At 71.9% G+C, this 26,295-nt stretch carries 22 protein-coding genes and 2 pseudogenes; 7 read left to right on the top strand and 17 right to left on the bottom strand.

The annotated features are described in order from the left end of the window. Positions 1 to 39 precede the first annotated feature (39 nt). Positions 40 to 993: a GNAT family N-acetyltransferase gene (locus tag ACIHCL_RS22770; protein ID WP_399864310.1), complete on the bottom strand. Its 954-nt coding sequence runs from the start codon at positions 991 to 993 to the stop codon at positions 40 to 42. Between the two features lie 191 nt (positions 994 to 1,184). Between ACIHCL_RS22770 and ACIHCL_RS22765 the strand changes: the two genes are divergently transcribed. Continuing rightward, positions 1,185 to 1,754, top strand: coding sequence for a DUF1707 and FHA domain-containing protein (locus tag ACIHCL_RS22765; RefSeq protein ID WP_399864308.1), 570 nt, complete (start codon positions 1,185 to 1,187; stop codon positions 1,752 to 1,754). Between the two features lie 266 nt (positions 1,755 to 2,020). Here the strand turns inward: ACIHCL_RS22765 and treY are convergent, their stop codons facing one another. Continuing rightward, entirely contained in the window at positions 2,021 to 4,507 is a 2,487-nt protein-coding gene (treY, locus tag ACIHCL_RS22760) for a malto-oligosyltrehalose synthase (RefSeq protein WP_399864307.1), read from the bottom strand. A 282-nt stretch (positions 4,508 to 4,789) separates the two neighbouring features. Then, the gene (gene glgX / locus ACIHCL_RS22755) at positions 4,790 to 6,988 is read right to left on the bottom strand and encodes a glycogen debranching protein GlgX (protein WP_399864305.1); all 2,199 of its coding nucleotides are present in this window, start codon (positions 6,986 to 6,988) and stop codon (positions 4,790 to 4,792) included. Positions 6,989 to 7,378: 390 nt separating this feature from the next. Between glgX and ACIHCL_RS22750 the strand changes: the two genes are divergently transcribed. Together ACIHCL_RS22750 and ACIHCL_RS22745 are read left to right on the top strand one after the other, a co-directional pair. Then, the gene (locus ACIHCL_RS22750) at positions 7,379 to 8,611 is read left to right on the top strand and encodes an SAV2148 family HEPN domain-containing protein (RefSeq protein WP_399864304.1); all 1,233 of its coding nucleotides are present in this window, start codon (positions 7,379 to 7,381) and stop codon (positions 8,609 to 8,611) included. Positions 8,612 to 8,688: 77 nt separating this feature from the next. Further along, positions 8,689 to 9,411 carry a 3'-5' exonuclease gene (locus ACIHCL_RS22745; RefSeq protein ID WP_399864302.1) on the top strand — a complete coding sequence of 241 codons (723 nt, stop codon included), beginning with the start codon at positions 8,689 to 8,691 and terminating at the stop codon, positions 9,409 to 9,411. Between the two features lie 198 nt (positions 9,412 to 9,609). Here ACIHCL_RS22745 and ACIHCL_RS22740 read toward each other — a convergent pair whose 3' ends face one another. Beyond that, positions 9,610 to 10,476: a phosphotransferase gene (locus ACIHCL_RS22740; RefSeq protein WP_399864301.1), complete on the bottom strand. Its 867-nt coding sequence runs from the start codon at positions 10,474 to 10,476 to the stop codon at positions 9,610 to 9,612. Between the two features lie 526 nt (positions 10,477 to 11,002). Here ACIHCL_RS22740 and ACIHCL_RS22735 point away from each other — a divergent pair. From ACIHCL_RS22735 to ACIHCL_RS22725, 3 genes are all read left to right on the top strand, one after another. Then, positions 11,003 to 12,205, top strand: a complete 1,203-nt coding sequence (locus tag ACIHCL_RS22735) for a S8 family serine peptidase (RefSeq protein WP_399864299.1) — start codon at positions 11,003 to 11,005, stop codon at positions 12,203 to 12,205. 121 nt (positions 12,206 to 12,326) lie between these two features. Then, entirely contained in the window at positions 12,327 to 12,902 is a 576-nt protein-coding gene (locus ACIHCL_RS22730; protein WP_399864297.1) for a DUF1697 domain-containing protein, read from the top strand. Then, positions 12,899 to 13,297, top strand: coding sequence for a DUF4440 domain-containing protein (locus ACIHCL_RS22725; RefSeq protein WP_399864296.1), 399 nt, complete (start codon positions 12,899 to 12,901; stop codon positions 13,295 to 13,297). The genes ACIHCL_RS22730 and ACIHCL_RS22725 overlap by 4 nt, the downstream gene beginning before the upstream one ends. Before the next feature lie 131 nt (positions 13,298 to 13,428). On the opposite strand, the gene ACIHCL_RS22720 is transcribed toward ACIHCL_RS22725, so the two are convergent. Next, positions 13,429 to 14,214 (bottom strand): ABC transporter ATP-binding protein, encoded by a 786-nt coding sequence (locus ACIHCL_RS22720; protein WP_399864406.1) that lies wholly within the window; start codon positions 14,212 to 14,214, stop codon positions 13,429 to 13,431. A gap of 136 nt (positions 14,215 to 14,350) precedes the next feature. Beyond that, the gene (locus ACIHCL_RS22715) at positions 14,351 to 15,268 is read right to left on the bottom strand and encodes an aldo/keto reductase (RefSeq protein ID WP_399864295.1); all 918 of its coding nucleotides are present in this window, start codon (positions 15,266 to 15,268) and stop codon (positions 14,351 to 14,353) included. 1,162 nt (positions 15,269 to 16,430) lie between these two features. Between ACIHCL_RS22715 and ACIHCL_RS22710 the strand changes: the two are divergent. Next, positions 16,431 to 16,679: pseudogene (locus ACIHCL_RS22710) on the top strand (disulfide bond formation protein DsbA); the annotation flags it as partial. A gap of 181 nt (positions 16,680 to 16,860) precedes the next feature. On the opposite strand, the pseudogene ACIHCL_RS22705 reads toward ACIHCL_RS22710, so the two are convergent. The 11 genes and pseudogenes from ACIHCL_RS22705 to ACIHCL_RS22655 all read right to left on the bottom strand — a co-directional run. Then, positions 16,861 to 17,604, bottom strand: a pseudogene (locus ACIHCL_RS22705) (sirohydrochlorin chelatase); the annotation flags it as partial. An 8-nt stretch (positions 17,605 to 17,612) separates the two neighbouring features. Further along, complete coding sequence (locus ACIHCL_RS22700) at positions 17,613 to 18,491, bottom strand: ABC transporter permease (RefSeq protein WP_399864294.1); 879 nt, start codon at positions 18,489 to 18,491, stop codon at positions 17,613 to 17,615. Next, on the bottom strand, positions 18,478 to 19,266 hold the full coding sequence (locus ACIHCL_RS22695) for an ABC transporter ATP-binding protein (RefSeq protein WP_399864293.1): 789 nt from the start codon (positions 19,264 to 19,266) through the stop codon (positions 18,478 to 18,480). Before ACIHCL_RS22695 ends, ACIHCL_RS22700 begins: the two co-directional genes overlap by 14 nt. 49 nt (positions 19,267 to 19,315) lie before the next feature. Continuing rightward, positions 19,316 to 20,431 (bottom strand): aliphatic sulfonate ABC transporter substrate-binding protein, encoded by a 1,116-nt coding sequence (locus ACIHCL_RS22690; protein WP_399864292.1) that lies wholly within the window; start codon positions 20,429 to 20,431, stop codon positions 19,316 to 19,318. 160 nt (positions 20,432 to 20,591) lie between these two features. Then, the gene (locus ACIHCL_RS22685; RefSeq protein ID WP_399864291.1) at positions 20,592 to 20,762 is read right to left on the bottom strand and encodes a hypothetical protein; all 171 of its coding nucleotides are present in this window, start codon (positions 20,760 to 20,762) and stop codon (positions 20,592 to 20,594) included. After that, complete coding sequence (locus ACIHCL_RS22680; RefSeq protein ID WP_399864290.1) at positions 20,762 to 22,108, bottom strand: sulfate adenylyltransferase subunit 1; 1,347 nt, start codon at positions 22,106 to 22,108, stop codon at positions 20,762 to 20,764. The genes ACIHCL_RS22685 and ACIHCL_RS22680 overlap by 1 nt, the downstream gene beginning before the upstream one ends. A 1-nt stretch (position 22,109) precedes the next feature. Then, a complete protein-coding gene (gene cysD / locus ACIHCL_RS22675; RefSeq protein ID WP_399864289.1) occupies positions 22,110 to 23,045 on the bottom strand; it encodes a sulfate adenylyltransferase subunit CysD in 936 nt (311 codons plus the stop codon). Next, a complete protein-coding gene (cysC, locus tag ACIHCL_RS22670; protein ID WP_399864288.1) occupies positions 23,042 to 23,647 on the bottom strand; it encodes an adenylyl-sulfate kinase in 606 nt (201 codons plus the stop codon). Before cysC ends, cysD begins: the two co-directional genes overlap by 4 nt. Beyond that, positions 23,647 to 24,411 carry a phosphoadenylyl-sulfate reductase gene (locus tag ACIHCL_RS22665; RefSeq protein ID WP_399864286.1) on the bottom strand — a complete coding sequence of 255 codons (765 nt, stop codon included), beginning with the start codon at positions 24,409 to 24,411 and terminating at the stop codon, positions 23,647 to 23,649. The genes cysC and ACIHCL_RS22665 overlap by 1 nt, the downstream gene beginning before the upstream one ends. Next, complete coding sequence (locus ACIHCL_RS22660; RefSeq protein ID WP_399864285.1) at positions 24,408 to 24,587, bottom strand: hypothetical protein; 180 nt, start codon at positions 24,585 to 24,587, stop codon at positions 24,408 to 24,410. Before ACIHCL_RS22660 ends, ACIHCL_RS22665 begins: the two co-directional genes overlap by 4 nt. After that, a complete protein-coding gene (locus tag ACIHCL_RS22655; RefSeq protein ID WP_399864283.1) occupies positions 24,584 to 26,281 on the bottom strand; it encodes a nitrite/sulfite reductase in 1,698 nt (565 codons plus the stop codon). The genes ACIHCL_RS22660 and ACIHCL_RS22655 overlap by 4 nt, the downstream gene beginning before the upstream one ends. Positions 26,282 to 26,295: the final 14 nt, after the last annotated feature.

Raw genomic sequence — 26,295 nt, 5'->3', positions numbered from 1 at the left:
CGGGGATCGTCGCCTCCTCTGGCTGGCGGAACGCGCCGGTCAGTCCCAGACCATGTCGAAGGACCGGCCGAAGTCCACATATCCGAGGCGTGCGAAGGACGCGGCCATCGGGGCGTTGCCCAGGTCGGTCGAGGCCCGGATCCGGTCCACCCCGCCCTGTGCGGCCAGCACCCTGGTCCCCTCGGCGAGGATGTCGTCCACGTACCCGTGGCCGCGCCGGGCGGGCAGGACGCCGATGTAGGCGATGATCGGGTTGTAGGCGTTGCGCGCCGGGATCACGAACCCGACCGGTTCACCGCCCGGGAGTTCGGCGGCACGCCACCACTCGCGCGGTGAGGTGTACCCGCCCAGTTCCTCGTCGTAGTGCTTCTCCGCCGCCTCGCGGGCGCTGAGCCCGGACGCCAGATCGGCCCGGCCGTGGGCGTCCAGCGTTCCCTCCATCACCGGCGTCATCAGCGCGAGCAGATCCTCCCGCCCCTCCACCGGGCGGAACCGGAGCCGTCCGCCGTCCGGAGGCACCGGCGTACCGGCGCGCCACTCCAGGCGCAGCCGTTCCACCAGCATCCGCGCCCCGGAGCGCTCCATCACCCGGATCCGCGCCTCGACGCTCTCGCGGGCGGCCGGGTCCTCGCGCCAGTCCGGCGGTACGTAGCGACCGTACTCGGGGCGCGGCGCCCCGGCCGGTACGACCGCCGCGGTCGCCGTCTCCAGCAGCCGCAGGCCGGCTTCCTCGCGTTCGGGCCCGGGCAGGGTGTCGTCCAGGTCGAAGACGTCGAGGAGCAGGGGGGTGTCCCCGTCCCGGCTCCACCAGGCGATCCGGGCCACCACACGGTCGCCGCGCAGCGCCACCCACATCCATTCCGGGCGGCGGCGCCCGCTCTCCAGGTCCTCGGCGAGTTCGTGGTCGAGGAGGTAGGACAGGCGGAGGAAGAGCCCGAGTTCGTGCGGGCCGGTGAGCGGGCGGACGGTCAGCTCCTGTGACGCGGGGGGCACGGGGTCTCCTCGACGGGTGTGGAAGGCCGCTCGGGGATCACGGGCGGCACGCGGCGGGAGAGAGTAGCAACCGCTTCCCCGGCGCGCTCCCGGATTTCGCGGCGGGGACGCGGTCCGGACGGAGGGTGTGCCTCGGTGCGGGCCGGGGCTCTTCTGGACACTCCGGGGCGGTCCGGCCGACAATTGGCTCCGTGACGTCCTCCTTCGAGTCCCACACGTATCCCGCGCGGCCGTCGGACGCCCAGCGCGACCGTGTGATCGGCGTACTCAGAGACGGCGCCGCACAGGGCAAGCTGTCGCACGACACCTTTCTGCGCCGCATGGAACTGGCCCTCGTCGCCCGGAGTCCGGAGGAACTGTCCGTCCTCACCGCCGACTTGGAGGCGGGTGAAGGGCGCTGGTCGCGGCGGCTGCTCAGGGCCGTGGGCGGGGTGTCCGGCTTCCCCGGCCGGGTGCGCCGGGTCTGGCGGACCGAGCGGCTGCCGCAGCTCCTGCTTCCCGTCCCCAGCCCGTACCCGCTGCTGATAGGCCGCGATCCGGGCAACGGACTGCGGCTCAACCACGAATCCGTCTCCCGGCTCCACGCCGAACTCATCGCGCGGGACGGCCGCTGGCTGCTCCGCGACCTCGGCTCGACCAACGGCACCTGCGTCAACGGTCAGCGGGTCGTCGGCACGGTCCCGGTCCGCGAGGGGGACCAGGTGAGCTTCGGCGGAATGAGCTTCCGGCTCACCGCGCCCGTCCCCGACCCTCCCGCCTGACCCGACGACGGCGGAGTCCGGCGGCCCGCACGGTGGCGGCACGCGTCGGCGGAGCGAACCCCGCGGGCGTCCGCGGGTACCCACCGGCCGTGGCCCACCGGCACGGTCCCGGTGACGGCTTCGGTGGACGGAGCGGGGCGGCCCGGTCCAGCTCCCCGAAGCGGCCGATGGCTGGTCCGGCCGCGGCGGGCGCCCCTCCCGGACGAGACATGCCCTCCACGGCAGCTCCTCGGCCGGCCGGGGCCGCCCGCTCCGGCCGGGCCACGTCACCCGTGGTCCGTGGATCCCCCCGCGCTCCGACCGGCCCGGCCCAGCAGCGCCACCGGCCGTTCCGCGAACAACTCGGCCACGTCGACCGAGGCCCCGGCGAACTTCCGGCCGGGCGCCAGCAGATCGGTCCACGGCCCTTCGTCCGGCAGCACCAGCTCCGTACCGTGCCAGCCGCCCGACTCCGCCAGCCGCAGCGACAGCCTGGTCACCGCCGTGACCACCTCGCCCGAGCGACAGAACGCCAGGCAGTGCGCTGCGGCCGGACCGCGCGCGCTCAACGGGGCGTACGAGTCGGCCTGACCGAACACCTCGGGCCGCTCGCGCCGCAGCCGCAGCACCGCAGAGGTGAGATCCCTCTTCTCACCGCAGGGGCCGCCCTCGGGCGGGAGGCGGAAGGGCCGCCGGTTGTCCGGGTCGACCAGCGCCACGTACTCCCGCTCCGTGCCCTGGTACAGGTCCGGCACCCCCGGCATCGTCAGCTGTACCAGTGCCGCGCCGAGCACATTGGCCCGCACATACGGGTCGAGCGTGGCCGTGAACCGGTCCAGCGCCTCGCGCACCGGCCCGCCGTCCGCGGCCGGTCCCGCCGCCACGAAGTCCGTCACCGCCCGCTCGTACCCAGGATCGCGCTCGGTCCAGCTCGTGGACAGCTCCGCCTCGCGCACCGCCTTCAGCAGCGCCGGTTCCAGCCGGCCCGCCATCTCCCCGGCCGGCAGCCGCGCGCACCCGACGGCCGTCTGCCACGCCTGCCAGGCGAACTGTGCGTCGGGAGCGGTGGCCGGAGTGATCCGCGCCAGCTCCACCAGCAGCCAGGACCACTGTTCCGGGCACTCCGTCAGCACCGCGATCCGGGCCCGCACATCGGCGCTCCGCTTGGTGTCGTGCGTGGTCAGCGCCGTGCCCGTGGCGGGACGATCGCGGGTCAGCCGGGCGCAGAACGCGTGGAACTCCTCGGGCGTCACGGCCGGCCGCCCCGGATCGCCGCCCACCTCGTTCGCCGAGATCAGCGGGACGTACCGGTAGAAAGCCGTGTCCTCGACCGACTTGGCGCGCAACGCCGACGCGGTCTGCGCGAACCGGGCGCAGAACGCGGCCCGGTCGGGCCCTTTGCCCAGCCGCCCCAGCGCCAGATCCCGCACCACGTCCACCGCCGACGCCTCTTCCGCCACGGCGAACGCCGCCTTCGCGTCGCGCACCACCGTGTCCGGCAGCGTTTCCGGGACCGCGGCGGGGGCCGTCTCCGGCGTCGCTCCGAAAACCGGCGCGGGGGCCGTCTCCGGAGGAGTTCCGCAGACCGTCTCCGGGGGCGACTCCTGGCAGGGAGCGCCCGCCGTCGCGTACGGGCGGTAGACCGGCATGCGGACCAGCAGCTCGCGGATGGCGTCGTGCAGGGCCCACGGCGCGTGGTCGCGCAGCGCCGGATCCTCGGCGCAGACCCGCGCGGCGAGCCGGGTCAGCAGCGTGGTCTCGGTGGCCAGCTCATGCGTCACCACCTGGTACGCGGAGCGCCGGACGGTCGCCTTCCACGATCCGCCGAGGTCCGTCGCCGGCCCCGCGTACTCCCGGTAGCGCCCGATCAGCTCCGCGGCTCCCATCGGGTCGACGAAGAGGCCGTCGATCCGGTGCAGCGCGTCGTATCCGGTCGTGCCCGCGACGGGCCAGTCACCGGGCAGCTGCTCGTTCCCGGTGAGGATCTTCTCCACGACCGTCCACCGCCCACCGGTCGCGGTAGAGAGCCGATCCAGATAGGCCCCCGGATCGGCGAGTCCGTCGGGGTGGTCGACGCGCAGCCCGTCGATCACCCCGTCCCGGACCAGTTCGAGGATCTTGCCGTGGGTGGCGTCGAAGACCTCCGGGTTCTCCACCCGCACCCCGATGAGGCCGGAGATGGTGAAGAACCGGCGGTAGTTCAGTTCGGTACGGGCCAGCCGCCACCAGCAGAGCCGGTAGTGCTGGGCGTCCAGCAGCTCGGGCAGCGGCAGACGCGCGGTGCCCGCCCGGAGCGGGAACTCCTGTTCGCCGTGGCGCAGCACCTCCCCGTCGACCCGGAAGGCATCCAGTTCGCCGCCGATCCGCCCGCCGAGCACCGGCAGCAGCACCTTGCCGCCGCCGGCCTCCCAGTCGATGTCGAACCAGCGCGCGTACGGCGACCCGGCGCCCTCGCGCAGTACCTCCCACAGCGGGCGGTTGAGGCGCGGGACGGCCGCCATGTGGTTCGGCACGATGTCCACGACCAGGCCGAGACCGCGCTCCCGGGCCGTACGGGCCAGCTTCCGCAACCCCTCCTCGCCGCCGAGTTCGGCGCGCACCCGCCCGTGGTCGACCACGTCGTAGCCGTGCCGGGAACCCGGCACGGCCTCCAGCACCGGGGAGAGATGCAGATGCGAGACGCCGAGCGCCGCGAGGTACGGCACGGCGTCCTCGGCGGCCGAGAACGGGAAGTCGGGCTGGAGCTGGAGCCGGTAGGTGGCGGTGGGCGTCATGCGCCGTTACGTACCCGGCCCGCGCGCCCGCGTGTCAGGGAACGCCGTAATGGGCCCGACCGGCGGTGTCGCGGCCCGTCCACGGCGCGCCGGGCGTGAGCGTACCGGGCGCCCGCGCGGCCCGCGTGCGTCGTGCGCCGGCACTGCGCGCCCGCGCCGTCCGCGTACGGTCGAAACCCGCACCCTCCGCGGCGCCCGGCGGGTGCGCCGGGCGTCCCGGGCCCGTGCCGGGCGGACGCGGCCCCCGCGCCACTCGGTGCGCGCGGCGGCCGGGCGGGATGCCTACGCCGGGCGCTGGAGCACCGCCATGCTCCGTCCGACCAGTGTCACCCGTTCGCCCGCCGACACCTTCGGCCCGCCGCCCAGCAGGACCCCCGCCGAATCGGCCGTGTCGACGACCACCACCCACTGCCGGCCGTGGTCCACCGGCACGCGGAACTCCAGCGTCTCCGCGCTCGCGTTGAACATCAGCAGGAACGAGTCGTCGGAGATGCGTTCGCCGCGCGGCCCCGGTTCCGAGATCGCGTGGCCGTTGAGAAAGACCGTCAGCGCCTTCGTGTGCGCCGCCTGCCAGTCCCGCTGGGTCATCTCCCGGCCCCCGGGCGTGAACCACGCGATGTCCGACAGCTCGTCGTGCGTGCCCTCGACCGCGCGTCCGTGGAAGAACCGGCGACGCCGGAAGACCGGATGGTCGCGGCGGAGCCAGACCATCGCCCGGGTGAACTCCAGCAGGCTGCTGCCCGGTCCGCCCTCGGCGCTCCCGTCCGCACTCCCCTCCACGGCCCCGCCGTCCTCCTCGCCCCCCTGCGGGCCGCTCCGCGCGGCGTCGGCCGGGTCCGGCCAGTGCACCCACGACACCTCGTTGTCCTGGCAGTACGCGTTGTTGTTGCCGCGCTGGGTGCGCCCGAACTCGTCGCCGTGGCTCAGCATCGGCACGCCCTGGGACAGCATCAGCGTGGCGATGAAGTTCCGCATCTGCCGCGTCCGCAGCTCCAGGACCCCCGGTTCCTCCGTCTCGCCCTCCACACCGCAGTTCCAGGAGCGGTTGTAGTTCTCGCCGTCCCGGTTGCCCTCGCCGTTCGCCTCGTTGTGCTTGTCGTTGTACGAGACCAGATCGTGCAGTGTGAACCCGTCGTGGCAGGTGACGAAGTTGATCGAGGCGAGCGGTCGCCGCCCGTCGTCCTGGTACAGATCGGACGAGCCCGTCAGGCGCCCGGCGAATTCGGCGAGCGTCCTGGGCTCGCCCCGCCACAGGTCCCGCACGGTGTCCCGGTACTTGCCGTTCCACTCGGTCCACAGCGGCGGGAAGTTCCCCACCTGGTAGCCGCCCTCGCCCACGTCCCACGGCTCGGCGATCAGCTTCACCTGGCTGACCACCGGGTCCTGCTGCACCAGATCGAAGAACGACGACAGCCGGTCCACCTCATGGAACTGCCGGGCCAGCGTGGCGGCCAGATCGAAGCGGAAGCCGTCCACGTGCATCTCCGTGACCCAGTACCGCAGCGAGTCCATGATCAGCTGGAGCACGTGCGGCGACCGCATCAGCAGGGAGTTCCCCGTCCCCGTGGTGTCCATGTAGTACCGCTGGTCGTCGGCGAGCCGGTAGTACGAGGCATTGTCCAACCCCCGGAAGGAGAGCGTGGGGCCCAGGTGGTTGCCCTCCGCGGTGTGGTTGTAGACCACGTCGAGGATCACCTCGATGCCCGCCTGGTGCAGCGCCCTCACCGCCTGCTTGAACTCCAGCACCTGCTCGCCGCGGTCGCCCCAGGACGCGTACGCGTTGTGGGGGGCGAAGAACCCGATCGTGTTGTAGCCCCAGTAATTGGCCAGCCCCGCGTCCGCCAGCCGATGGTCCTGGACGAACTGGTGAACGGGCATCAGCTCGATTGCGGTGACACCCAGTTCGGTCAGATGGGCGATCACCTCCGGGTGGGCCAGGCCCGCGTACGTCCCGCGCAGTTCCTTCGGGAGCCCCGGGTGGAGCATCGTCAGGCCCTTCACATGGGCCTCGTAGATCACCGTGCGGTGGTAGTCGGTACGGGGCCTGCGGTCGTCGCCCCAGTCGAAGTACGGGTTCACCACGACCGAGGTCATGGTGTGCGGCGCCGAGTCGAGGTCGTTGCGCGCGTCGGGCCGGCCGAACGGGTAGCCGTACACCGCCTCGCCCCAGCGGATCTGCCCGGCCACGGCCCTGGCGTACGGGTCGAGCAGCAGCTTCGCCGAATTGCAGCGGACGCCGTGCTCGGGTTCGTACGGACCGTGCACCCGGAAGCCGTACCGCTGACCGGGCATCACTCCCGGCAGATAGGCATGGCGGACGAAGGCGTCGGTCTCCCGGAGCTCCACCGCCGTCTCGGAACCGTCGTCGTGCAGCAGGCACAACTCGATTCGGTGGGCGGCCTCCGAGAAGACCGCGAAGTTGGTCCCGGCGCCGTCGTACGTGGCTCCGAGGGGATACGCCTGTCCCGGCCAGACCTGCATAGCTTCGACTCTTCCACTTCTGATCCGGGTGCCTGGTACTTATGGACCGTTTAGGTATGTTCTCTCTTGAATATCCGGTATCTTCCTTGAATCTTCCCTGAAAGGGCGGCGGCTTCCTAGGACGTCGCGCGGTCCGGTCAACATCGGTCCGCTCCGTGTCGCCCCTGGGACCGGAGTCCGGTGCTCCGAAGCCGCTCCGGGCCCGGAACGAAGCCTCGGGCGGGGGTTCAATCGCTATGAATCCGCTCACTACGGAAGATCCCGCCCCCGGGAACGCGCCGGTGGAAACGGGGAGTTGATGAAAGCAGCCTGTGCATCCGGCTGCACCGGATCCCACTCGCGGAGTACCCTTCCTTGATCGTTGGTGGGGGAGTGGAAGGCGGTGCGCGGGTGAGCTCGGAAGGATTCGAGCTGCCCCCGGGTGACACGGGTCACGAGGGGGAATACACCGATGCCCCACCAGGGGCGGTCTCGCTGGTCCGGCCCGTGGAGATCGGCGCGGAACTGGACTGGGGGACGGACGCCTGGAGCGAGGTGCGCACCCGGGCCCAGCGGGCCGGCCGCGCCTACATCTGGCTGAATCTCGTGGAGCAGCGGCTGAGGGCCGTGGTCGCCGCGGTGCTCCGGCCCATCTACGAACCGGTCCACGGCGAGGAGTGGGTGGTGGCCGCCGCGGGCCCCGCCGGGCAGGAGTGGGTGCAGCGGGCCGTCGCGGTGCGCGAGGTCTCCCGGCGCAAGGGCTATCTGCTCGATCCGGCCGACGACAACGTGCTCAGCTTCCTCACGCTGCCCCAGTTGCGTGAGTTGCTGGTGCAGCACTGGCCCTGCTTCGAGCCCTATTTCGACGACCGCCGCGAGGTGGAGCTGGCGCTCGACGAGCTGGAGGTCGCCCGCAATGTGGTCTCCCGCAACCGCGCGCTGAACGAGGCGGTCCTCGCCCAGGCCGAACGCGCCTCCGCCCGGCTCCTGGAGATCCTGGGCGGCGGCGCCTCGGTTCCGTCGGCCGACCGGCTCCCGGTCGACGCCGTCGAGGAACTGGTCGGCGACCGGTACGCGGACGTGGTCTCGATCCACCCCGACCGGGTGCGGCTCCAGCGCCAGCTGCCCGCCGAGGACCTGTTCGGCGGCTCGCGCCGGCTCGACGCGATCGGCATCGGACTCAATCTTCTGGTGCAGAACTTCTCCGGACGCAGACTGGTCCGGCTGGCCGAATCCGGCTGCCGGATCCGCCTGCTGTTCATCAACCCGGCGAGCAGCGCAGTCAAACGGCGGGAGCGGGAGCTCGGGCTCAAGAAGGGCGAACTCAGCCGGTCGGTGGAGATGAACATCCTCCACATGCGCCGGGTCCGTTCCAAACTCCGCGACCCGGGCGCGTTCGAGATCCATGTCTTCGACGAGACACCGCGTTTCACGGCCTACCTGGTGGACGGCGACGGCACCGACGCGGTCGGGGTCGTCCAGTCGTACCTGCGGCGCGCACGCGGCATGGAGTCGCCCGTGCTGGTGCTGCGCGGCGGCGGGCGCACGGTGGTCCGGTCCGGGCAGGACAGCGAGCACGGGCTGTTCGAGACATACCGGGAGGAGTTCGAGTCCGTGTGGACGGACTCCCGGCCCGTCTCCTGAGGGGGCGTGAACCGGTTGTCAGTGGTGCGTGCGAGGGTGGTCGTCACATGGGGGAGGATCACGAAGGAGGTACCCCGATGAGCTGGCACCGGGAGGCACTGGTCGGTTTCGACCTGGAGACGACGGGCACGGACCCGCTGGAGGCCCGGATCGTGACGGCCGCGGTCGTGGGCGTCGAAGGCGGAGAGCCGGTGCGGCAGCGCACCTGGCTGGCGGACCCGGGCATCCGGATCCCGGCGCAGGCGTCGGCGATCCACGGCATCAGCAGTGAACGGGCGGCGGCCGAGGGACGGCCGGTCCGCGAGGTGGCCGACGAGATCGCCGACACGCTCACCGACTACTGGTGCCGGGGCGTGCCGGTCGTCGCGTACAACGCCGCCTTCGACCTGACGCTGCTCACGGCCGAACTGCACCGGCACGAGCTGCCGTCGCTGAGCGACCGGCTCGACGGCGCCGGGATCGGACCGGTCATCGACCCGTACACCATCGACCGGGCCGTCGACCGCTACCGCAAGGGGAAGCGGACCCTTGAGGCGGTGTGCGTCGAGTACGGGGTGGTGCACGGCGGCGCCCATGACGCGGCGGCGGACGCCCTGGCCGCGGTCAGGGTGGCGTACGCGATAGCCGAGCGGCACGGCTCGGTGGCCGGGATGGCCGCCGCCGAACTGCACGAGCGCCAAGTGGATTGGTACGCGCGCTGGGCGGCCGACTTCCAGGACTTCCTGCGCCGTAAGGGGACTGCGGACGCGGTGGTCGACGGCCACTGGCCGCTGCGGGAGCCGGCCCGGGTGGGCGGCTGAGGAAGCGCATCGCGTCCCGGCCCGTCGGCGACCGGAGGGCGGCCGGTCGGCGTATCGGAGGACGTCCCTCGCCCGGTTGGGAAGCCCGGGCGGCCCAGGTTCCACCGCGGTGCATGGGCGCCTTGTACCGTCGGGAGCCGTGCGGCGATCGGCGGTGCGCCGAGGGCCACGCGGGACGGGGTCCGGACGGATGCCGCCTCAGAACGGGTACCACCGCACGGCGGTGTCGCCGTCGCGCAGCGACGCCACCCTGCGGCGGAACTCCACGAGCGCCTTCGGGTTGTTCGGCGCGTGCTGGGACACCCATGCGCAGCTCGCGGTCTCCCGGGCACCGCGCAGTACCGCGCAGCCGTCCCATGCGCGGACGTCCCAGCCGTACACGGCGGTGAAGGCGTCGTACGCCTCGGGGGCCAAGCCGTACCGGTCGCGTGACAGCGCGAGCACCACCAGATCGTGCTCCCGCAGATCCGCCGAGAAGGTCTCCAGGTCCACCAGCACCGGCCCGTCCGGGCCGACGTGAACGTTGCGGGGGAGAGCGTCGCCATGGATCGGACCGGGCGACAGATGCGGAACCAGGTTCGCCGCCGCTGCGGCGAAACCGTCGCGGCGCTCACGCAGATAATCGGCGTCGGCCGGGTCGATCGCCTCGCCCGCGAGCCGTAGCCAGCGCTCGACGCCACCCAGCAGGTCCCGGAGCGGAAGGGTGAAACCGTCCGGGACGGGCAGGGCGTGGACCAGCGTCAGCAGCCCCGCCAGATCGCGCGGCTCGGCGGGGCGTACCGCCTGCGGCAACCGGTGCCAGAACGTCACCGGGTGGCCCTCCACCAGCCGCACCCCGGGCTCCGCCGCCCGCACGGCCGGGACGCCGGCGGCGGCCAGCCACCGCGCCACCGCTACCTCGCGCTCGGCCCGTTCCCTCAGTTCCGGGCTGCGCACGGCGTCCCGGCCGATCTTGATCACCAGATCGCCGACGGCGAACACCGCGTTCTCGCCCAGCGCGAGCAGCTCCGCGCCACCGGCCAGTCCGGCGGCGTCCAGCACCTCACGCGCACGTCTTTCGTTCATGGGGCCGATTTTCTCACCCGCGTCGTCCCGGGTGACGAACGGCGGCCCGTCGGCACGGTGACAAGGAGCACCTGGGCGGCCGGAACGGTGGGATTCGGAGGCCGACGGGTCGGCATACGGTGGCACACGCCACGCAGGCCGTCGGGTCGGCACGCCGTCGCGCGTCGCGCCCCGGCCCGTGAAGGGGATCCCAGGCCCTCGCCCCGGGGCCGGCGGTCGGGGGCGTAATCAAGCCGAGTCCTCGGCGGCGTGCGCGCTGCGGCCATGTGGGCCTTCCCGTGTGCGAAGCGCGACGGTCGCCCTGACGAGCGGTCGGGTCCGGGCGAAGTGGTCCATCTTGCGGCATCTACGACCGACTTGAGCGTGCCTGGCCGAATTCCTATTACAGAACTTTGTTGAGTAAGTCACAGCCCTGAGAAGGTCTTGATCTGAGCGCGTCAATCGGCGAGGGTTTCGAGCCAACCCCCGGAGATCTTCCGGCCGGGGGTCAATCCCCCCACAAAGAATGACGAGGAGACCCCTCTTCATGGCTATTCACAAGCGCGCACGCCGGATCAAGCTCACCGCGGCGATAACCGCGGTGGCCGCTGCCGCCGGAGTGACCCTGCTGAACACGCCCGCCGCCGGAGCCGCGTCCGCTCCCAAGATGGGCGTCGTCTACGGTGCCGACGCGGCGAACGCCGTCAAGGGCAGCTACATCGTGATGCTGGACCACAAGGCCGACAAGTCGAAGCTCGCCAAGAAGTACGGCGGCAAGCTCGACCGGAACTTCAAGTCCGCCGTCAACGGCTTCTCCGCCAGCGGCCTCTCGCTCACCGAGGCCAAGCGCCTCGCTGCCGACCCGGCCGTCTCCAAGGTGGTCCAGAACAAGAAGTTCCACATCAGCACCACCCAGCAGAACCCGCCGTCCTGGGGGCTCGACCGGATCGACCAGACCGAGACGGCCGGCGACAACGCGTACACCTACCCGGACAGTGCGGGCGAGGGCGTCACCGCGTACGTCATCGACACCGGTGTCCGCACCACGCACGAGGAGTTCGAGGGCCGCGCCACCTCCGGCTACGACGCGGTGGACGACGACGACAGCGCGGACGACGGCAACGGCCACGGCACACACGTGGCCGGCACCATCGCCGGAGCGACCTACGGTGTCGCCAAGAAGGCGAAGATCGTGGCCGTCCGGGTCCTCGACGACTCCGGCTCGGGCACCACCGAGCAGGTCGTCGCCGGTATCGACTGGGTCACCGCGAACCACGAGGGCCCCTCCGTCGCCAACATGAGCCTGGGCGGCGGCGCCGACGAGGCCCTCGACGCCGCGGTCCAGAAGGCCATCGCCTCCGGGGTCACCTTCGCGGTGGCCGCCGGTAACGAGTCGACCGACGCGAGCCGGACCTCCCCGGCGCGCGTCCCCGAGGCGATCACCGTCGCTTCGTCCACGGTCGACGACGCGCAGTCGTACTTCTCCAACTACGGCTCGATCGTGGACATCTACGCACCGGGCTCGGACATCACCTCGGCCTGGAACGACAGCGACGACGGCTCCAACACCATCTCCGGCACCTCCATGGCGACCCCGCACGTCGTCGGCGCCGCCGCCATCTACCTCTCCGGAAACCCGGACGCCACTCCGGACGAGGTCGCCACGGCACTGACCGAGGGTGCCACCCCCGACGCGATCTCCAACGCCACCACGGGCACGCCCAACAGGCTGCTGAAGATCGTCGAGTAGTCACCCCCTGGCCGTGACCGGTGTCCGGACACCGGCCACGGCCAGGACCCGCGGCCACCGCGCCCTCCCCCACGGGGCGCGGCGGCCGCCCCGCGCCGACGCGTCGTCCTATGGTGTGCTCATGGCGATGTACGCGGCGCTGTTGCGCGGGATCAATGTGAGCGGCCACCGGAGAGTCCCGATGGCCGCGCTCCGCACGCTGCTCACCGAACTGGGCCACGGGGACGTCCGTACCTATCTGCAGAGCGGCAACGCCGTCTTCAGCAGCCCTTCGGACGACGAGGAGCGGCTCGCCGCCGAACTGGAACGGGCCATCGACAAGCGGTTCGGGTTCTCCGTGCCCTGCCTGGTCCGCGACGGCGCGTACCTCGCGGCGGTCGCCGCCGCCTGCCCGTTCCCGGCCGCCGAACTCGAAGGCAGGCAGCTGCACGTCACCTACTTCGGGCAGCCCGTCGACGCGGAGCGCTTCGACCGGATCGAGGCCGCGGACCACCTCCCCGAGGAGTTCCGGCTCGGGGACCGCGCGCTGTACCTCTACACCCCCGACGGACTGGGCCGGTCCAGGCTCGCCGACGCGCTGTCCCGCCCCTCCCTCGCCCCGGGCGTCATCGCCACCTCCCGCAACTGGAACACCGTGCTCAAGCTGGTCGAGATGACGGCACCCGCGCGGCCCGCGGACCACGGAGCCGACGCATGACCGAACCGACCCCCGGCGTGGCCGCGGCGGTGGAGGGCGAACTGCGTCTCCTCGACCCGGTCGTACGAGCCTCCGCCGGCATCCTCGCCCAGCTGCTGCACCCGGAGTACCGAGAGATCGACTCCACCGGCCGGATCTGGAACCGCAACGCGATAATCGCCTCGCTCACGGGACAGGACGCCCCGCGCCCCGGTCCCCTCACCGCGTCCCGGATGCGCGGGGTCCAGCTGGACGGCGGACTGGTCCACCTCACCTACGACACCGAACGCAAGGGACACCTCGCCCACCGCAGCTCACTGTGGCTGTTCACCGGAACGGGCTGGGCGCTCTACTTCCACCAGGCCACACCGTTCGCCGCCACCGCCGCGGACATCCCCCGCCACGCCGACGGCTGAGCCCGCCGGACGGCACGGGACGGGGCCGCACGTCCGCGCCGCGGTGAGCAGGCCGGTGAGCGGCCGGCCGGCCGCGGACATGGCGGCCCGTCCAGGAGGCTAGGCCGAGGGCCGCGGGCGCGCGCCCCCGTTCAGCGACGTGCGGCCCGGCCGGCTCGTGCCGACCACCGGCCGTCCGTACGGGAGATCCGCACCGGGTGCCCGAAGCAGTCGCTCACCCGGTCGGTGGTCAGCACCTCGTCCGCGGGGCCCGATGCCACACAGCGTCCGTCCCGCAGCAGCATCGCATGCGTGGTGGACGCCGGAAGCTCCTCCAGATGGTGCGTGACCAGGACGGTCGCCAGCTCCCGATGCTCCTCGCGCAGCGCGTCCAGGCTGTCCAGCAACTGCTCGCGGGCCGCGAGATCCAGGCCCGTGGCCGGCTCGTCGAGGAGCAGCAGCCGCGGCTCGGGCATCAGCGCCCGGGCGATGAGCGTACGGCCTCGCTCGCCCTGGGAGAGCGCCGGCCAGCGCGACGTCGTCTTCCCGCCCATACCGAGGGTCTCCAGCAGTGACTCGGCCCGGTCCCGCTGCTCCCCGGTCGGGGACCAGCGCGGAACCGGCTCGACCGAGTTGGTCAGACCGGTCAGCACCACCTCGCGCACCGACAGCGGGGAGCGCAGCGGATGCCGCGGATCGACATGCCCGAGCATCGCCCGCAGCTCCCGCAGATCGACCCGCCCCAGGGCGCGCCCGAGCACCTCGACCGTCCCCCTGGTGGGGTGGTTGACCGCGCCGAGCAGACTGAGCAGTGTGCTCTTCCCGGCGCCGTTGGCTCCGAGCAGGGCCCAGTGCTCACCGCTGCGCACGGTCACGGAGACCGAGTCGAGCAGGACGTTGCCGTCCCGCACCAACGAGACGGCGTCGGCCCGGAGCACGGGGGCGTCCGCACCGGAACCGGGGGCCGAGGCCGGGGCGGGACCGGGAACGGCGGCGTCCGCGCGGTCGGAGGGGGCGATGGGGGCGGTGGTGCGCAGGGTCACGTGCGGGCACTCCTTCGTACGGGCGGTTCCTTCAGGCGGGTGCGAGCCCCTCCAGGAAGCTCATGTCCTCGGTGGACAGCCGGATCTCCCGGGCCCGCAGGTTCTCCGTGAGATGGTCGGGCGAACCGGTGCCGGGGGTGGGGCACAGGACGGGGGAGCGGTGCAGCAGCCAGGCGAGGGCGATCTGCCCACGGGTGGCGCCGTGCCGGGCGGCGATCCCGTCGAGCGAAGCGGCGGCCTCACCGGCCAGCGCGCCGTCGGCCAGCGGGAACCAGGGCAGAAAGGCCAGACCGCGGGCTTCGCACATGCTCAGCACCGCGTCCGAGGAACGGTCGATGAGATTGAACCGGTTCTGCACCGAGGCGATCCCGGTCAGGGAGAGTGCCTGCTCAAGCTGGTCGGCGGTGATGGTGTCCAGACCGATGCAGCGGATTTTACCCTCCCGCCTCAGCTCGTCCAGCGTGCCCAGTTGGTCGGCCAGGGGCACCTCGGGGTCCAGTCGGTGCAGCTGGTACAGATCGATCCGGTCGGTCCGCAACCGTCGGAGACTCGCTTCGCACATCGCGCGCAGCCGCTCGGGCCGTCCGTCGATGTGCCAGGCGTGATCACTGGTCCGCACCACACCGCCCTTGGTCGCGATCACCAGATCGTCCGCGTACGGGTGCAGGGCCTCGGCGACCAGTTCCTCGGCCAGAGCGGGGCCGTAGTTGTCGGCGGTGTCGACGAGCGTGACGCCTTGGTCGACGGCCGCCCGCAGCACCGCCACCGCGTCCCGCCGCTCTCCGCGCGGCCCCCAGTAGCCGGGGCCGGTCAGCTGGGCGGTGCCGTAACCGAGACGCCGCACGGGCAGCTCGCCACCGAGCGGGAACACCTCGTCGAGGGGGCGTGATGCGGCGGACACGACGGGACGCGGCGTGGCGGAACCGAGGGGGCGTGATGTGGTGGACATACGGCAACGCTAGTGCCGCGGGGCGTTGTCCGAGGTGGTCGTCGGCGGACGGGGCGGCGTCCATGCGGTGATCCACCAGGTCGGTCGGTTGACCGGGCGCACCGGCACATCTGAATGACGCCCACGAGTTCCCCGGTCGTGCTTCGGCCGGCCGGACGTCGCCGATCGGAGACCGCCCCGACTCGCCGATCCGGATGACGTGTCGGGCGACCACGCCGACCGGACGCGCGTCGTCCGTGGGAATGCCGAGGTGGCCCGGCCGGGACCGCGGACCCGCCGGAGGTGCGACCGCGTTGCCCGGGCGACCGGTGCGAGGCCGGGGGCGCGGAGCGCACCGATCCCGTCCGTGGTGCGTACCGGATGCCGGAGTCCGTACGGTCGCAGACCTCGCGCGGGCCGGGACGCACCGTGGCTGTGCCGGAGGGCGGGTCGTCGTCGGGTCGGTAACGTGAGGGAACGCCTGCGTCGCGGGTGCCTCTGCCACACCCGATGCCCCGGCCCCGGCCGCCGCTTCCGTCAGGGAACGAACGGCCGGGATCGGGCAACCACTCAGCGAGACAGCGGGAGGCGCTGTGCAGTGTTCCAGATGCGGCAAGCAGATGAGCCGGAACGTCGGTGGCTGGTGGACCTGTTGGAGTTGCGGCAACACCCAGCCCGGATACGCGCGGTGCGGTGATGCGCATGAACGTCCCTCGATATCCCGACGGTCGGCATAATTCGCGGTCGCGTGAAACCTGTTCCGCGTGCTGTTGACATACCGTCAGTCCCGACCCCCGGCGGCCCCATCCGTGACTGATGACCGGACCGGCCGACCATGAGCGTGCGTTCCCCGAAGGGGCGGAGCGCGCCTCGCATGCACGGCGCGTGGGCGGCGCCTCCGCTGCCCGGCCGCCGTCGTCCCCGGATTCGGACGGGCGAACAAGGGCGGGCGGTGGCGGGGCAGGCGCGTGACCGGGTCCTGACCGGTACCTCCGCCCACGGGGCCTCCGGCCGACGCGTGCCCGGCAGCGGCCCGACACCGGCGATGGTACGGGGGAGGGAGTGGTGCATAGTCGTACGATTCGGACTATGGGTGTCGAACTGAATCGCGAGCTGATCGAGCTGGAGCGTGCCGCCTGGGCTGAGCAGCAGGCCAACGCGTTGACCGTGGAGACCGCTGCCCGCGCACACGGACGCCCACGACGACGCCCTGCGGCGCAGCCACGACGCGGGCAGGGAGCCGGAGGCGGAGTCGTACGTGGGCACGCCCACGATCCATGTCGACGGGGCCGTGTGGTTCGGGCCGGTGCTGCGGGCCATCCCCCGTGGGGAAGAGGCGGGACGGCTGTTCGACAGCTTCCGGGCGCTCGCCGCGAACCCCGACTTCTTCGAGCTCAAGCGGACCCGCGCCGGCGCCCTGGACGTGGGCTGACACCGCCCACCCGGAGACCGCGGGCCCGGTGAAACGGGCCGGACGGACACCGCCGCTCCCGTGGACCGCGAACGCCCGTCTACGCGCTGAGCGGGACCGTCCCCGCGAACCCCGCCGTCCGCGCGACGGGGACCGCGCCCCGTGCGGTCGAAGCGGACGGGGCGACCGGGGCGACCGGGGCGGACGGGGCGACCGGGATACCGGCCTCGTCGTACCGTCGCAGGAGCAGACGTGCCAACTCCGGTGCCGGGCCCAGCACATCGGCCAGCGCGTCGGCGCCGGCGGCGCCCGCCGCGATGCGGTCGGGGAGCCGGCCGGGGGCGATGACGTACGGGGCCACCGCCACCCGCCGCACCCCCTCGGCCCGCAGGGTCCGCACCGCTTCCTCGGTGCGGGGGAGAGAGGCGGAGGCGAACGCAGGCCGCACGGCGCACCAACCGGTGTGCCGCAGCTCCCGCGCGATTTCAGCGATCACTGCGATCGCCTCCGGGTCCGTGGAGCCCGCCGAGGCCAGGACGAGCCCCGTCGAGGCCCGGTCGCCGGGGCGCACCCCGGCTTCGCGCAACCTTCGTTCCAGGGCCGCGTTCAGCAGCGGTGACGGGCCGAGCACCTCGGCCTGGCGGATGCGCAGCCGGGGCAACCGGGTCCGCGCCTCGTGCAGCACCGTGGGGATGTCGGACTTGGCGTGGAAGGCCCGGGTCAGCAGCAGCGGCAGCGCGATGACGTCGACGGCCTCGTCGGCGCCCTGTGCCGCCAGCCGCTCCAGCACCCGCGGCACGGAAGGGGCGTTGAAGTCCAGGAAGCCCGTCTCCACGCGCAGCCTGGGACGCAGCGACCGCACCCGCGCGGTGAGCGCGTGCACGGTCGCCGCGTGCCGCGGGTCGCGGCTTCCGTGGGCGATGACGAGAAGGACCGGGGCGGACATGGCGTGGCTCAGTTCTTGACGAGGAGACCGCGGCTGCGCAGCACCCACCGCTCCAGCGGACTGAAGATCAGCAGGTCGATCGCGATGCCGACGAACAGGATCAGGATGATGGCGAGGAAGATGCCGGGCATGTCCGCGTTGTTGCGGCCGTTCTCCAGCAACTGTCCCAGCCCCAGGCCGAGATCGGGGGAGGAGGCGATGATCTCGGCGGCCATCAGCGAGCGCCAGGAGAACGCCCAGCCCTGTTTGAGGCCGGCCAGATAGCCCGGCAGCGCGGCGGGCAGCACGATGTGCCAGGTCCCGCGCAGCCCGGTCGCGCCGAGGGTGCGGCCGGCCCGCAGGAACAGCGGCGGCACCTGGTCGACGCCGGACACCAGACCGTTGGCCACCGAGGGCACCGCGCCGAGCAGGATCACCGTGTACATCATCCGGTCGTTCAGCCCGAGCCAGATCACCGCGGGGGCCACCCAGGCGACCGACGGCAGGGACTGCAGCCCGGACAGGATCGGGCCGATCGCCGCCCGTACCGGCTTCACCCGGGCCACCAGCAGGCCCAGCGGGGTGCCGATCGCCACGGCCAGCAGGAAGCCGAGCAGACCGCGCGAGACGCTGGTCCAGATGACGTCCAGGAGCGTTCCCTGGAGCCACATGTCCGTGACGCTCCGCCACACCGCGGCCGGTGAGGGCAGCTTGTAGTCTTCGGTGACCTGGGCCCGGACGAGGAGCTGCCAGACGATGAGCACCAGGGCCACCGCGAACAGCGGCGGCAGCACCTTGCGCAGCAGCACCTCACGGACGGGTGTGCGGCGTGCCTGCACGGTGTCCAGGGCGTCGAGTCCGGCCTCCAGGCCCGCCAGATCGTCGGGCTTGGTGTCAGTGCTGGCCATGGCGGCGGATCTCCCCACGCAGTTGTTCGGTGATCTCGACGGACAGTTCCGCGACCGCGTTGTCCTCGATCCGCCGCGGCTGCTCGATCCCGACGGTCCACTCGCGGGCGACCCGGCCGGGGCGGGACGAGAGCAGGACGACCCGCTGCGCGAGCCGGACCGCCTCGCGCACGTTGTGCGTGACGAAGAGGACCGAGATGTTCGTCTCCTGCCAGATCCGGGTCAGCTCGTCGTGCAGTACGTCCCGGGTGATGGCGTCCAGCGCGGCGAACGGCTCGTCCATCAGCAGCAGTCGGCTGTCCTGGGCGAGGGAACGGGCCATCGCCACGCGCTGCCTCATGCCGCCGGAGAGTTCGTGCACGCGCTTCTCGTACGCGCCGCCGAGCCGGACGAGGCCGAGCAGCCGTTCCGCCTCCGCGCGGCGCTCCGACCTGGGCACGCCGCGCAGCCGCAGCGCGAGTTCGACGTTCCGGCCCGCGGTCAGCCACGGGAACAGGGCGTGCTCCTGGAACATCAGGGCCGGCCGCCCGCCGGGGGTCTCGATGGTCCCGGTCGTCGGGCGGTCGAGCCCGGCCACCAGGTTGAGCAGCGTCGATTTTCCGCAGCCGGACGCCCCCAGGAGGGTGACGAACTCGCCCGGTGCGACATCGAGCGAGATGTCGTCCAGGACGAGCTGCGGCCCCTCCGGTCCGCCGAAGGACTTGGAGACGTGCGAGATACGGGCGGCGTGCCCGACCGCGGTACGGTCCTCGGGCCTGGTGAGCGTGGTCGCCATGGTCGTCACTTCCTGGGGGAGTGGATCCTGGGTTCGGGGTCGGACGGGGCTACTTGACGCCGAGGCCGGCGTCGGCGACCGCGGGCCTGCCGGTGGCCTTCAGGACCTTGTTCAGCGGCTTCAGGTCGTAGATGCCGTTCAGGTCGGGCTTCTCCAGCAGCCCGGCCTCGACCGCGTGCTCGGCCTGCGCGTCGAGGGTGGCGGCCAGCGGGTCGTCGGTGATCTGGATGGACTCCCACGCCGGGTCGAGGATCTCGGCGGGCAGCGGCTTGCCGGTCAGCTTCTTCAGCGCGGCGTTGGCGGACGCCTTCGCCCGGTCCGGGTCGGCGTTGATCCACTCGTTGGTCCTCACCGAACCGCGCAGCACCGCCTCGACGACGTCCGGGTGCCGGCTCAGGAACTTCTGCGACACGATGATGTTGGTGATCACGAACTTGTTGTCCGGCCACAGCGACGACTCGTCGAGGAGTTCCTTCGCGCCCTCGGCGACCAGCTTGGACGCGGTGGGCTCGGGGACCCAGGCGCCGTCGATGGAACCGGACCTGAAGGCGTCCGGGGCCACCTTGTTGTCCGTGCGGACCACGGACACGTTGCCCTTGCCGCTCTGCGCGTCGACCTTCCAGCCCTTCTCGGAGATCCAGTTGAGGAAGGCCACGTCCTGGGTGTTGCCGAGCTGCGGGGTGGCGATCTTCTTGCCCTTGAGGTCGTCCAGGGTCTTGATCTTCTTCGGGTCGACGACCAGCTTCACCCCGCCCGAGGCCGAACCGCCGATGATCCGCAGGCTCCTGCCCTTGGACTTGGTGTAGCCGTTGATGGACGGCGAGGGGCCGATGAAGCCGATGTCGATGGAGTCGGCGTTCAGTGCCTCGATCTCGGACGGGCCCGCGTTGAACTGCGAGGTCCTGAGCAGGGTGCCGCCCAGCTCCTTCTGGAACAGCCCCTCCTGGTCGCCGACGAGCGCGGTGGCGTGTGTGAGGTTGGGGAAGTAGCCGATCCGCACGGTGTCCGCGGACAGCTTCTTCGCGCCGGCGGCGACGCCCGGCTTCTTCGCGTCGTCGTCCTTCGCCGCGGAGCCGTAGCCGCAGGCGGTGACCGCGGCGGCGAGCAGCGGCAGCGCGGCGACGGCGGCCAGTCGGCGGCGTGCGGTGGGACGGAGGGCAGGCACGGGAGGCGTTCCTCTCGTTGGCCCGGCGCTCACGTCCCTCGTGATCCACGGGGACGCGGCCGGGAGTCGGCGGGTCTTCGTCTGAACCGGCCAGGGGCGCGGTGCAGTTGGTGCGGTCGCGGCGAGCGCCGCGCGCGGGCGCGCGGCCGGGGTGCGCACGTCATCGGGCGCGTCGCGCACACCGCTCGTGGCGCGCACATCGCGCGACACCGCCCTGACCGCTGCCGAGTGCGCCGCTGCCGACTCGGCCGCCCTCCTTCGCGAACGTGGCGTAGGCGTCCGCGAACACGGCGCGGACCTCCGCGGTCGCGGAGCGGGTACCGATGCCCATCAGAAATCCCACTCCGCGTCGTCGGCGGCTTCCTCGGCCTCGGCGCCGGACGCCGCGGCGAACGAGGTGCCCGCCATCCCGGCCGTGAGCGTCGTGCCGTCCGCCGGGTCGATCAGCAGGAAGGAGCCGGTGCGCCGGGAGTCCGCGTAGTCGTCGAGCGCGAGCGGCTCCGCCGTGCGGATCACGACCCGGCCGATGTCGTTGGCGACGAGCCGGCCGGGTGCCGGGTGCTGGGAGAGGTCGTCCAGGGTCAGACGCGAGGGGATGTCCTTGACGATCGCCTTCACGGTGCGGGTGGTGTGCTTGAGCAGGACCCGGTGGCCGACGGTGAGCGGCTGGTCGGCGACATGGCAGACGGTCGCCTCGACGTCCTGGGCAACCGCGGGAACGTCGGTGCTCGGCGTGATCAGATCGCCGCGCGAGATGTCGATGTCGTCGGCCAGCCGCAGCGTCACGGACTGCGGGGCCCAGGCGATGTCCACGCTCTCGCCGAGCGCGTCGATCGCGCTGATGGTCGACGTACGGCCCGAGGGCAGCACGGTCACGGCCTCGCCGACCCGGAACGCCCCCGCCGCTATCTGACCCGCGTAGCCCCGGTAGTCGGGGTGCTCGGCGGTCTGTGGCCGGATGACGTACTGCACCGGGAAACGGGCGTGGCAGGCGGCGAGGTCATGGCTGACCGGCACCGTCTCCAGGTGCTCCAGCACGGTCGGCCCGCCGTACCAGTCCATGTGCGCGGACGGTTCCACCACGTTGTCGCCGGCCAGTGCGGAGATCGGGATCGCGGTGACCTCGGGGACGCCCAGCGACGCCGCGTACGCGGTGAACTCCTCGGCGATCGCGGCGAACACCGGCTCCGCGTAGTCGACCAGGTCCATCTTGTTGACGGCCAGCACCACGTGCGGCACCCGCAGCAGCGCGGCGACCGCGGCATGCCGACGGGTCTGCTCGACGACGCCGTTGCGGGCGTCGACCAGGACGACGGCGAGCTCGGCCGTCGACGCGCCCGTCACCATGTTCCGGGTGTACTGCACATGCCCCGGGGTGTCGGCCAGGATGAACCGGCGGCGCGGCGTGGCGAAGTAGCGGTACGCCACGTCGATGGTGATGCCCTGCTCGCGCTCGGCCCGCAGGCCGTCGGTCAGCAGCGCCAGGTCGGGTGCCCGTTGGCCGCGATTGCGGGAGGCGTGCTCGACGGCCTCCAGCTGGTCGGCGAGGACCGACTTGGAGTCGTGCAGCAGCCGCCCCACGAGGGTGGACTTGCCGTCGTCCACGGACCCGGCGGTGGCGAACCGCAGCAGGGTGGTGGCCGACAACTGCTCTGTGTTCCGGGTGGATGCGGTCATCTCAGAAGTACCCCTCGCGCTTGCGGTCTTCCATCGCGGCCTCGGACAGCTTGTCGTCGGCGCGCGTCGCGCCCCGTTCGGTGAGCCGGGAGGCGGCGATCTCGGCGATCACCGCGTCGAGTGTGGTGGCGTCGGAGTCCACCGCGCCGGTGCACGACATGTCGCCGACCGTGCGGTAGCGGACCTGCCGCCTCTCGACCCGCTCGCTCTCCTTCGGGCCGCCCCAGTCGCCCGCGGTCAGCCACATCCCGGAACGGCTGAAGACCTCGCGCTCATGGGCGAAGTAGATCTCCGGCAGCTCGATCCCTTCCCGGGCGATGTACTGCCACACGTCCAGCTCGGTCCAGTTGGACAGCGGGAAGACCCGGACGTGCTCGCCGGGGGCGTGCCGCCCGTTGTACAGCTGCCACAGCTCGGGGCGCTGACGGCGCGGGTCCCACTGGGAGAACTCGTCCCGCAGCGAGAACACCCGCTCCTTGGCGCGCGCCTTCTCCTCGTCGCGCCGCCCGCCGCCGAAGACCGCGTCGAAACGGCTCGCCTGGATGGCATCGGTCAGTGGCACCGTCTGCAGCGGGTTGCGGGTGCCGTCCGGGCGCTCGCGGAGCTTCCCGGCGTCGATGTACTCCTGGACCGAGGCGACGTGCAGCCGCAGCCCGTGCCGCGCCACGGTGCGGTCGCGGTACGCCAGCACCTCGGGGAAGTTGTGGCCGGTGTCGACGTGCAGCAGCGCGAACGGCACCGGCGCGGGCGTGAACGCCTTGAGCGCCAGGTGCAGCATCACGATGGAGTCCTTGCCGCCGGAGAACAGGATCACCGGACGCTCGAACTCCCCCGCCACCTCGCGGAAGATGTGCACCGCCTCCGACTCCAGGGCGTCCAGGTGGCTGAGCGCGTACGGGCTGTCGGTGCCCTCCGACACGTTCGCGACGGTCGTCATGCCGCACCTCTCTCGTTCAGCAGCGAGTACAGCTCCGCCGCGGACTCCTGGACGGTCTGCCGGTGCGACTCGATCCGCAGATCCGGCGACTCGGGCTCCTCGTACGGGTCGTCGACGCCGGTGAGCCCGCTGAGCTCGCCCGCCGCCTGCTTGGCGTAGAGCCCCTTCACATCGCGGACCGAGCACACCTCGACCGGGGTCGCGACATGCACCTCCAGATACGGGGTGCCCTCGGCCTGGTGCCGCCTGCGCACCGCGTCCCGGCTGTCCGCGTACGGTGCGATGACCGGGACCAGCACCTTCACGCCGTTGGCCGCCAGCAGCTCCGCGACGAAGCCGATCCGCTGCACGTTGGTGTCGCGGTCCTCGCGGGAGAAGCCGAGGCCCGCGGAGAGGAACTCCCGGATCTCGTCGCCGTCGAGGACCTCCACGCGGTGGCCCTCGCCGCGCAGCCGCCCGGCGAGCTCGTACGCGAGGGTGGTCTTGCCGGCGCTCGGCAGACCGGTGAGCCAGATGGTGGCTCCCGTCTCCGTCACGCTCATCGAAGTCTCCCGATCAGTCGTCGTCAGTCGTCCCACAGCGGGGTGTTCCACGTCCGTCATCAGCCGTGCAGCCCGCACTCGGTCTTGCCCCGGCCCGCCCAGCGTCCGGCGCGGGCGTCCTCGCCCGCCGATACCCGGCGGGTGCAGGGCGCGCAGCCGACGGAGGCATAGCCGTCCATCAGCAGCGGGTTGGTGAGGACGCCGTGCTTCGCCACGTACGCCTCCACGTCGGCCTGCGTCCAGCGGGCGATCGGGGAGACCTTGATCTTGCGCCGCTTGGCGTCCCAGCCGACCACCGGGGTGTTCGCCCGGGTGGGGGACTCGTCGCGGCGCAGGCCGGTCGCCCAGGCCGTGTAGCCGGTCAGCCCCTCCTCGAGGGGCTGGACCTTCCGCAGCCGGCAGCACAGGTCGGGGTCGCGGTCGTGCAGTCCCGGTCCGTACGCGGCGTCCTGTTCGGCCACGGTCAGGCGAGGGCTGAGTGTGATGACGTTGACGTCCATCACCGCCTCGACCGCGTCGCGGGTGCCGATCGTCTCGGGGAAGTGGTAGCCCGTGTCGAGGAACACCACGTCGACGCCGGGGCGGACGCGCGAGGCCAGGTGGGCGACGACGGCGTCCTCCATCGAGGAGGTGACGCAGAACCTCTCGCCGAAGGTGTCGACGGCCCACTTCAGGATCTCCGGGGCCGAGGCGTCCTCCAGGTCCCGGCCCGCCCGCTCGGCCAGACCCCGGAGGTCTCCGGTCCCGGTGTCTTCGCTCTCGACGTCCCCGGCCTCGGGGAGAGCTGCGGACCGGAGGCCCAGGTGCCGCTGAATGCCCGTCATATTCCGTCTCTCTCAACGTCGTTGCGCTGAAGGCCCCGGGTCAGCAGGCCCAGGAACCTGAGCTGGAACGCGCGGTTGCAGGAGGCGCATTCCCATGCGCCGTGCCCGGTCTCGTGCGGACGCAGGTCCTCGTCGCCGCAGTACGGGCAGTGGAACGGCGCGGCACGCCCGCTCATGACAGCGACTCCGCACTGGCCCGCGCCGCCCAGGAGGCGAACCGCTCGCCCTCCTCGCGCTCCTCCTGGAAGCGGACGAGTACACGCTCGACATAGTCGGGCAGTTCCGTCGAAGTGACCTTCAGGCCGCGGACCTTGCGGCCGAAACCGGCCTCCAGGCCGAGTGCTCCGCCGAGGTGGACCTGGTAGCCCTCCACCTGGTTGCCGTCGTCGTCCAGCACCAACTGGCCCTTGAGGCCGATGTCCGCGGTCTGTATGCGGGCACAGGCGTTGGGGCAGCCGTTGATGTTGATGGTGAGCGGTTCGGTGAAGTCCGGGAGCCGGCGCTCCAGTTCGTCGATCAGCGAGGCGCCGCGCGCCTTCGTCTCGACGATCGCCAGCTTGCAGAACTCGATGCCGGTGCAGGCCATCGTGCCGCGCCGGAACGGCGACGGCTTCACCTGGAAACCGAGCGCCTCCAGTCCGTCGACCAGCGAGTCCACCTGGTCCTCGGCCACGTCGAGGATGAGCATCTTCTGCTCGACGGTGGTGTTCAGCCGGTCCGAGCCGTGCGCGGCGGCCAGGTCGGCGATCTTCGCCAGGGTGGCGCCGTCCACGCGGCCGACCCGGGGGGCGAAGCCGACGTAGAAGCGACCGTCCTGCTGCCGGTGCACGCCGATGTGGTCGCGCCAGCGGCTGCTGGGCTGCTCGGGCGCGGGCCCGTCGATCAGCGGGCGCTCGAGGTACTCGTCCTCCAGCACCTGGCGGAACTTCGCGGGCCCCCAGTCGGCCATCAGGAACTTCAGCCGTGCTCGGTTGCGCAGCCGGCGGTAGCCGTAGTCGCGGAAGATTCCAACGACCCCGGCCCAGACGTCGGGGACCTCGTCGAGCGGCACCCAGGCGCCCAGCCGTTCGGCGAGCCGCGGGTTGGTGGAGAGCCCGCCGCCGACCCACACGTCGAACCCGGGGCCGTGCTCGGGGTGGACCACGCCGACGAACGCGATGTCGTTGATCTCGTGCACCACGTCCTGCACCGGTGATCCGGAGATCGCGGTCTTGAACTTGCGTGGCAGGTTGGAGAATTCCTTGTTGCCGATGTACCGGGTGTGGATCTCGTCGACCGCCGGGGTGCCGTCGATGATCTCGTCCTCGGCGATGCCGGCCACGGGGGAGCCGATGATCACGCGCGGGCAGTCGCCGCACGCCTCGGTGGTGGAGAGCCCGACGGCCTCCAGCTTCTCCCAGATCGCCGGGACGTCCTCGATGCGGATCCAGTGCAGTTGGATGTTCTGCCGGTCGGTGATGTCCGCGGTGCCCCGGGCGTATTCCTGCGAGACCTCGCCGATCGCCCGAAGCTGCGCGGTGGTCAGCCGGCCGCCGTCGATCCGGACCCGCAGCATGAAGTAGCGGTCGTCCAGCTCCTCCGGTGCCAGGACCGCGGTCTTGCCGCCGTCGATCCCGGGCTTGCGCTGGGTGTAGAGACCCCACCAACGCATGCGCCCGCGCAGGTCGTTGGGGTCGATCGAGTCGAATCCGTGCTTGGCGTAGACCGTCTCAATGCGTGTCCGCACATTGAGACCGTCGTCTTCCTTCTTGAACTGCTCGTTGCCGTTGAGCGGAGTGTGGTGTCCCATGGCCCACTGGCCCTCGCCACGGTGGCGTCCGGCCTTGCGCCGGGGCGTGGTGGGCGTGGACTGATCCGGGATGGCGGCCATGACAGTACGTCCTT

Source organism: Streptomyces sp. NPDC052042, assembly GCF_044548345.1.
GTDB lineage: Bacteria > Actinomycetota > Actinomycetes > Streptomycetales > Streptomycetaceae > Streptomyces.
The sequence above is the reverse complement of the archived record's forward strand: the minus strand, read 5'-3'. Positions and strand labels throughout refer to the sequence as shown.

Coding starts and splice junctions, on each gene's coding strand:
- treY (WP_399864307.1), bottom strand. CDS start 4,507: ATGACGCCCACCGCCACCTACCGGCTCCAGCTCCAGCCCGACTTCCCG.
- glgX (WP_399864305.1), bottom strand. CDS start 6,988: ATGCAGGTCTGGCCGGGACAGGCGTATCCCCTCGGAGCCACGTACGAC.
- ACIHCL_RS22745 (WP_399864302.1), top strand. CDS start 8,689: ATGAGCTGGCACCGGGAGGCACTGGTCGGTTTCGACCTGGAGACGACG.
- ACIHCL_RS22740 (WP_399864301.1), bottom strand. CDS start 10,476: ATGAACGAAAGACGTGCGCGTGAGGTGCTGGACGCCGCCGGACTGGCC.
- ACIHCL_RS22735 (WP_399864299.1), top strand. CDS start 11,003: ATGGCTATTCACAAGCGCGCACGCCGGATCAAGCTCACCGCGGCGATA.
- ACIHCL_RS22730 (WP_399864297.1), top strand. CDS start 12,327: ATGGCGATGTACGCGGCGCTGTTGCGCGGGATCAATGTGAGCGGCCAC.
- ACIHCL_RS22725 (WP_399864296.1), top strand. CDS start 12,899: ATGACCGAACCGACCCCCGGCGTGGCCGCGGCGGTGGAGGGCGAACTG.
- ACIHCL_RS22715 (WP_399864295.1), bottom strand. CDS start 15,268: ATGTCCACCACATCACGCCCCCTCGGTTCCGCCACGCCGCGTCCCGTC.
- ACIHCL_RS22700 (WP_399864294.1), bottom strand. CDS start 18,491: ATGGCCAGCACTGACACCAAGCCCGACGATCTGGCGGGCCTGGAGGCC.
- ACIHCL_RS22695 (WP_399864293.1), bottom strand. CDS start 19,266: ATGGCGACCACGCTCACCAGGCCCGAGGACCGTACCGCGGTCGGGCAC.
- ACIHCL_RS22685 (WP_399864291.1), bottom strand. CDS start 20,762: ATGGGCATCGGTACCCGCTCCGCGACCGCGGAGGTCCGCGCCGTGTTC.
- ACIHCL_RS22680 (WP_399864290.1), bottom strand. CDS start 22,108: ATGACCGCATCCACCCGGAACACAGAGCAGTTGTCGGCCACCACCCTG.
- cysD (WP_399864289.1), bottom strand. CDS start 23,045: ATGACGACCGTCGCGAACGTGTCGGAGGGCACCGACAGCCCGTACGCG.
- cysC (WP_399864288.1), bottom strand. CDS start 23,647: ATGACGGACGTGGAACACCCCGCTGTGGGACGACTGACGACGACTGAT.
- ACIHCL_RS22665 (WP_399864286.1), bottom strand. CDS start 24,411: ATGACGGGCATTCAGCGGCACCTGGGCCTCCGGTCCGCAGCTCTCCCC.
- ACIHCL_RS22660 (WP_399864285.1), bottom strand. CDS start 24,587: ATGAGCGGGCGTGCCGCGCCGTTCCACTGCCCGTACTGCGGCGACGAG.
- ACIHCL_RS22655 (WP_399864283.1), bottom strand. CDS start 26,281: ATGGCCGCCATCCCGGATCAGTCCACGCCCACCACGCCCCGGCGCAAG.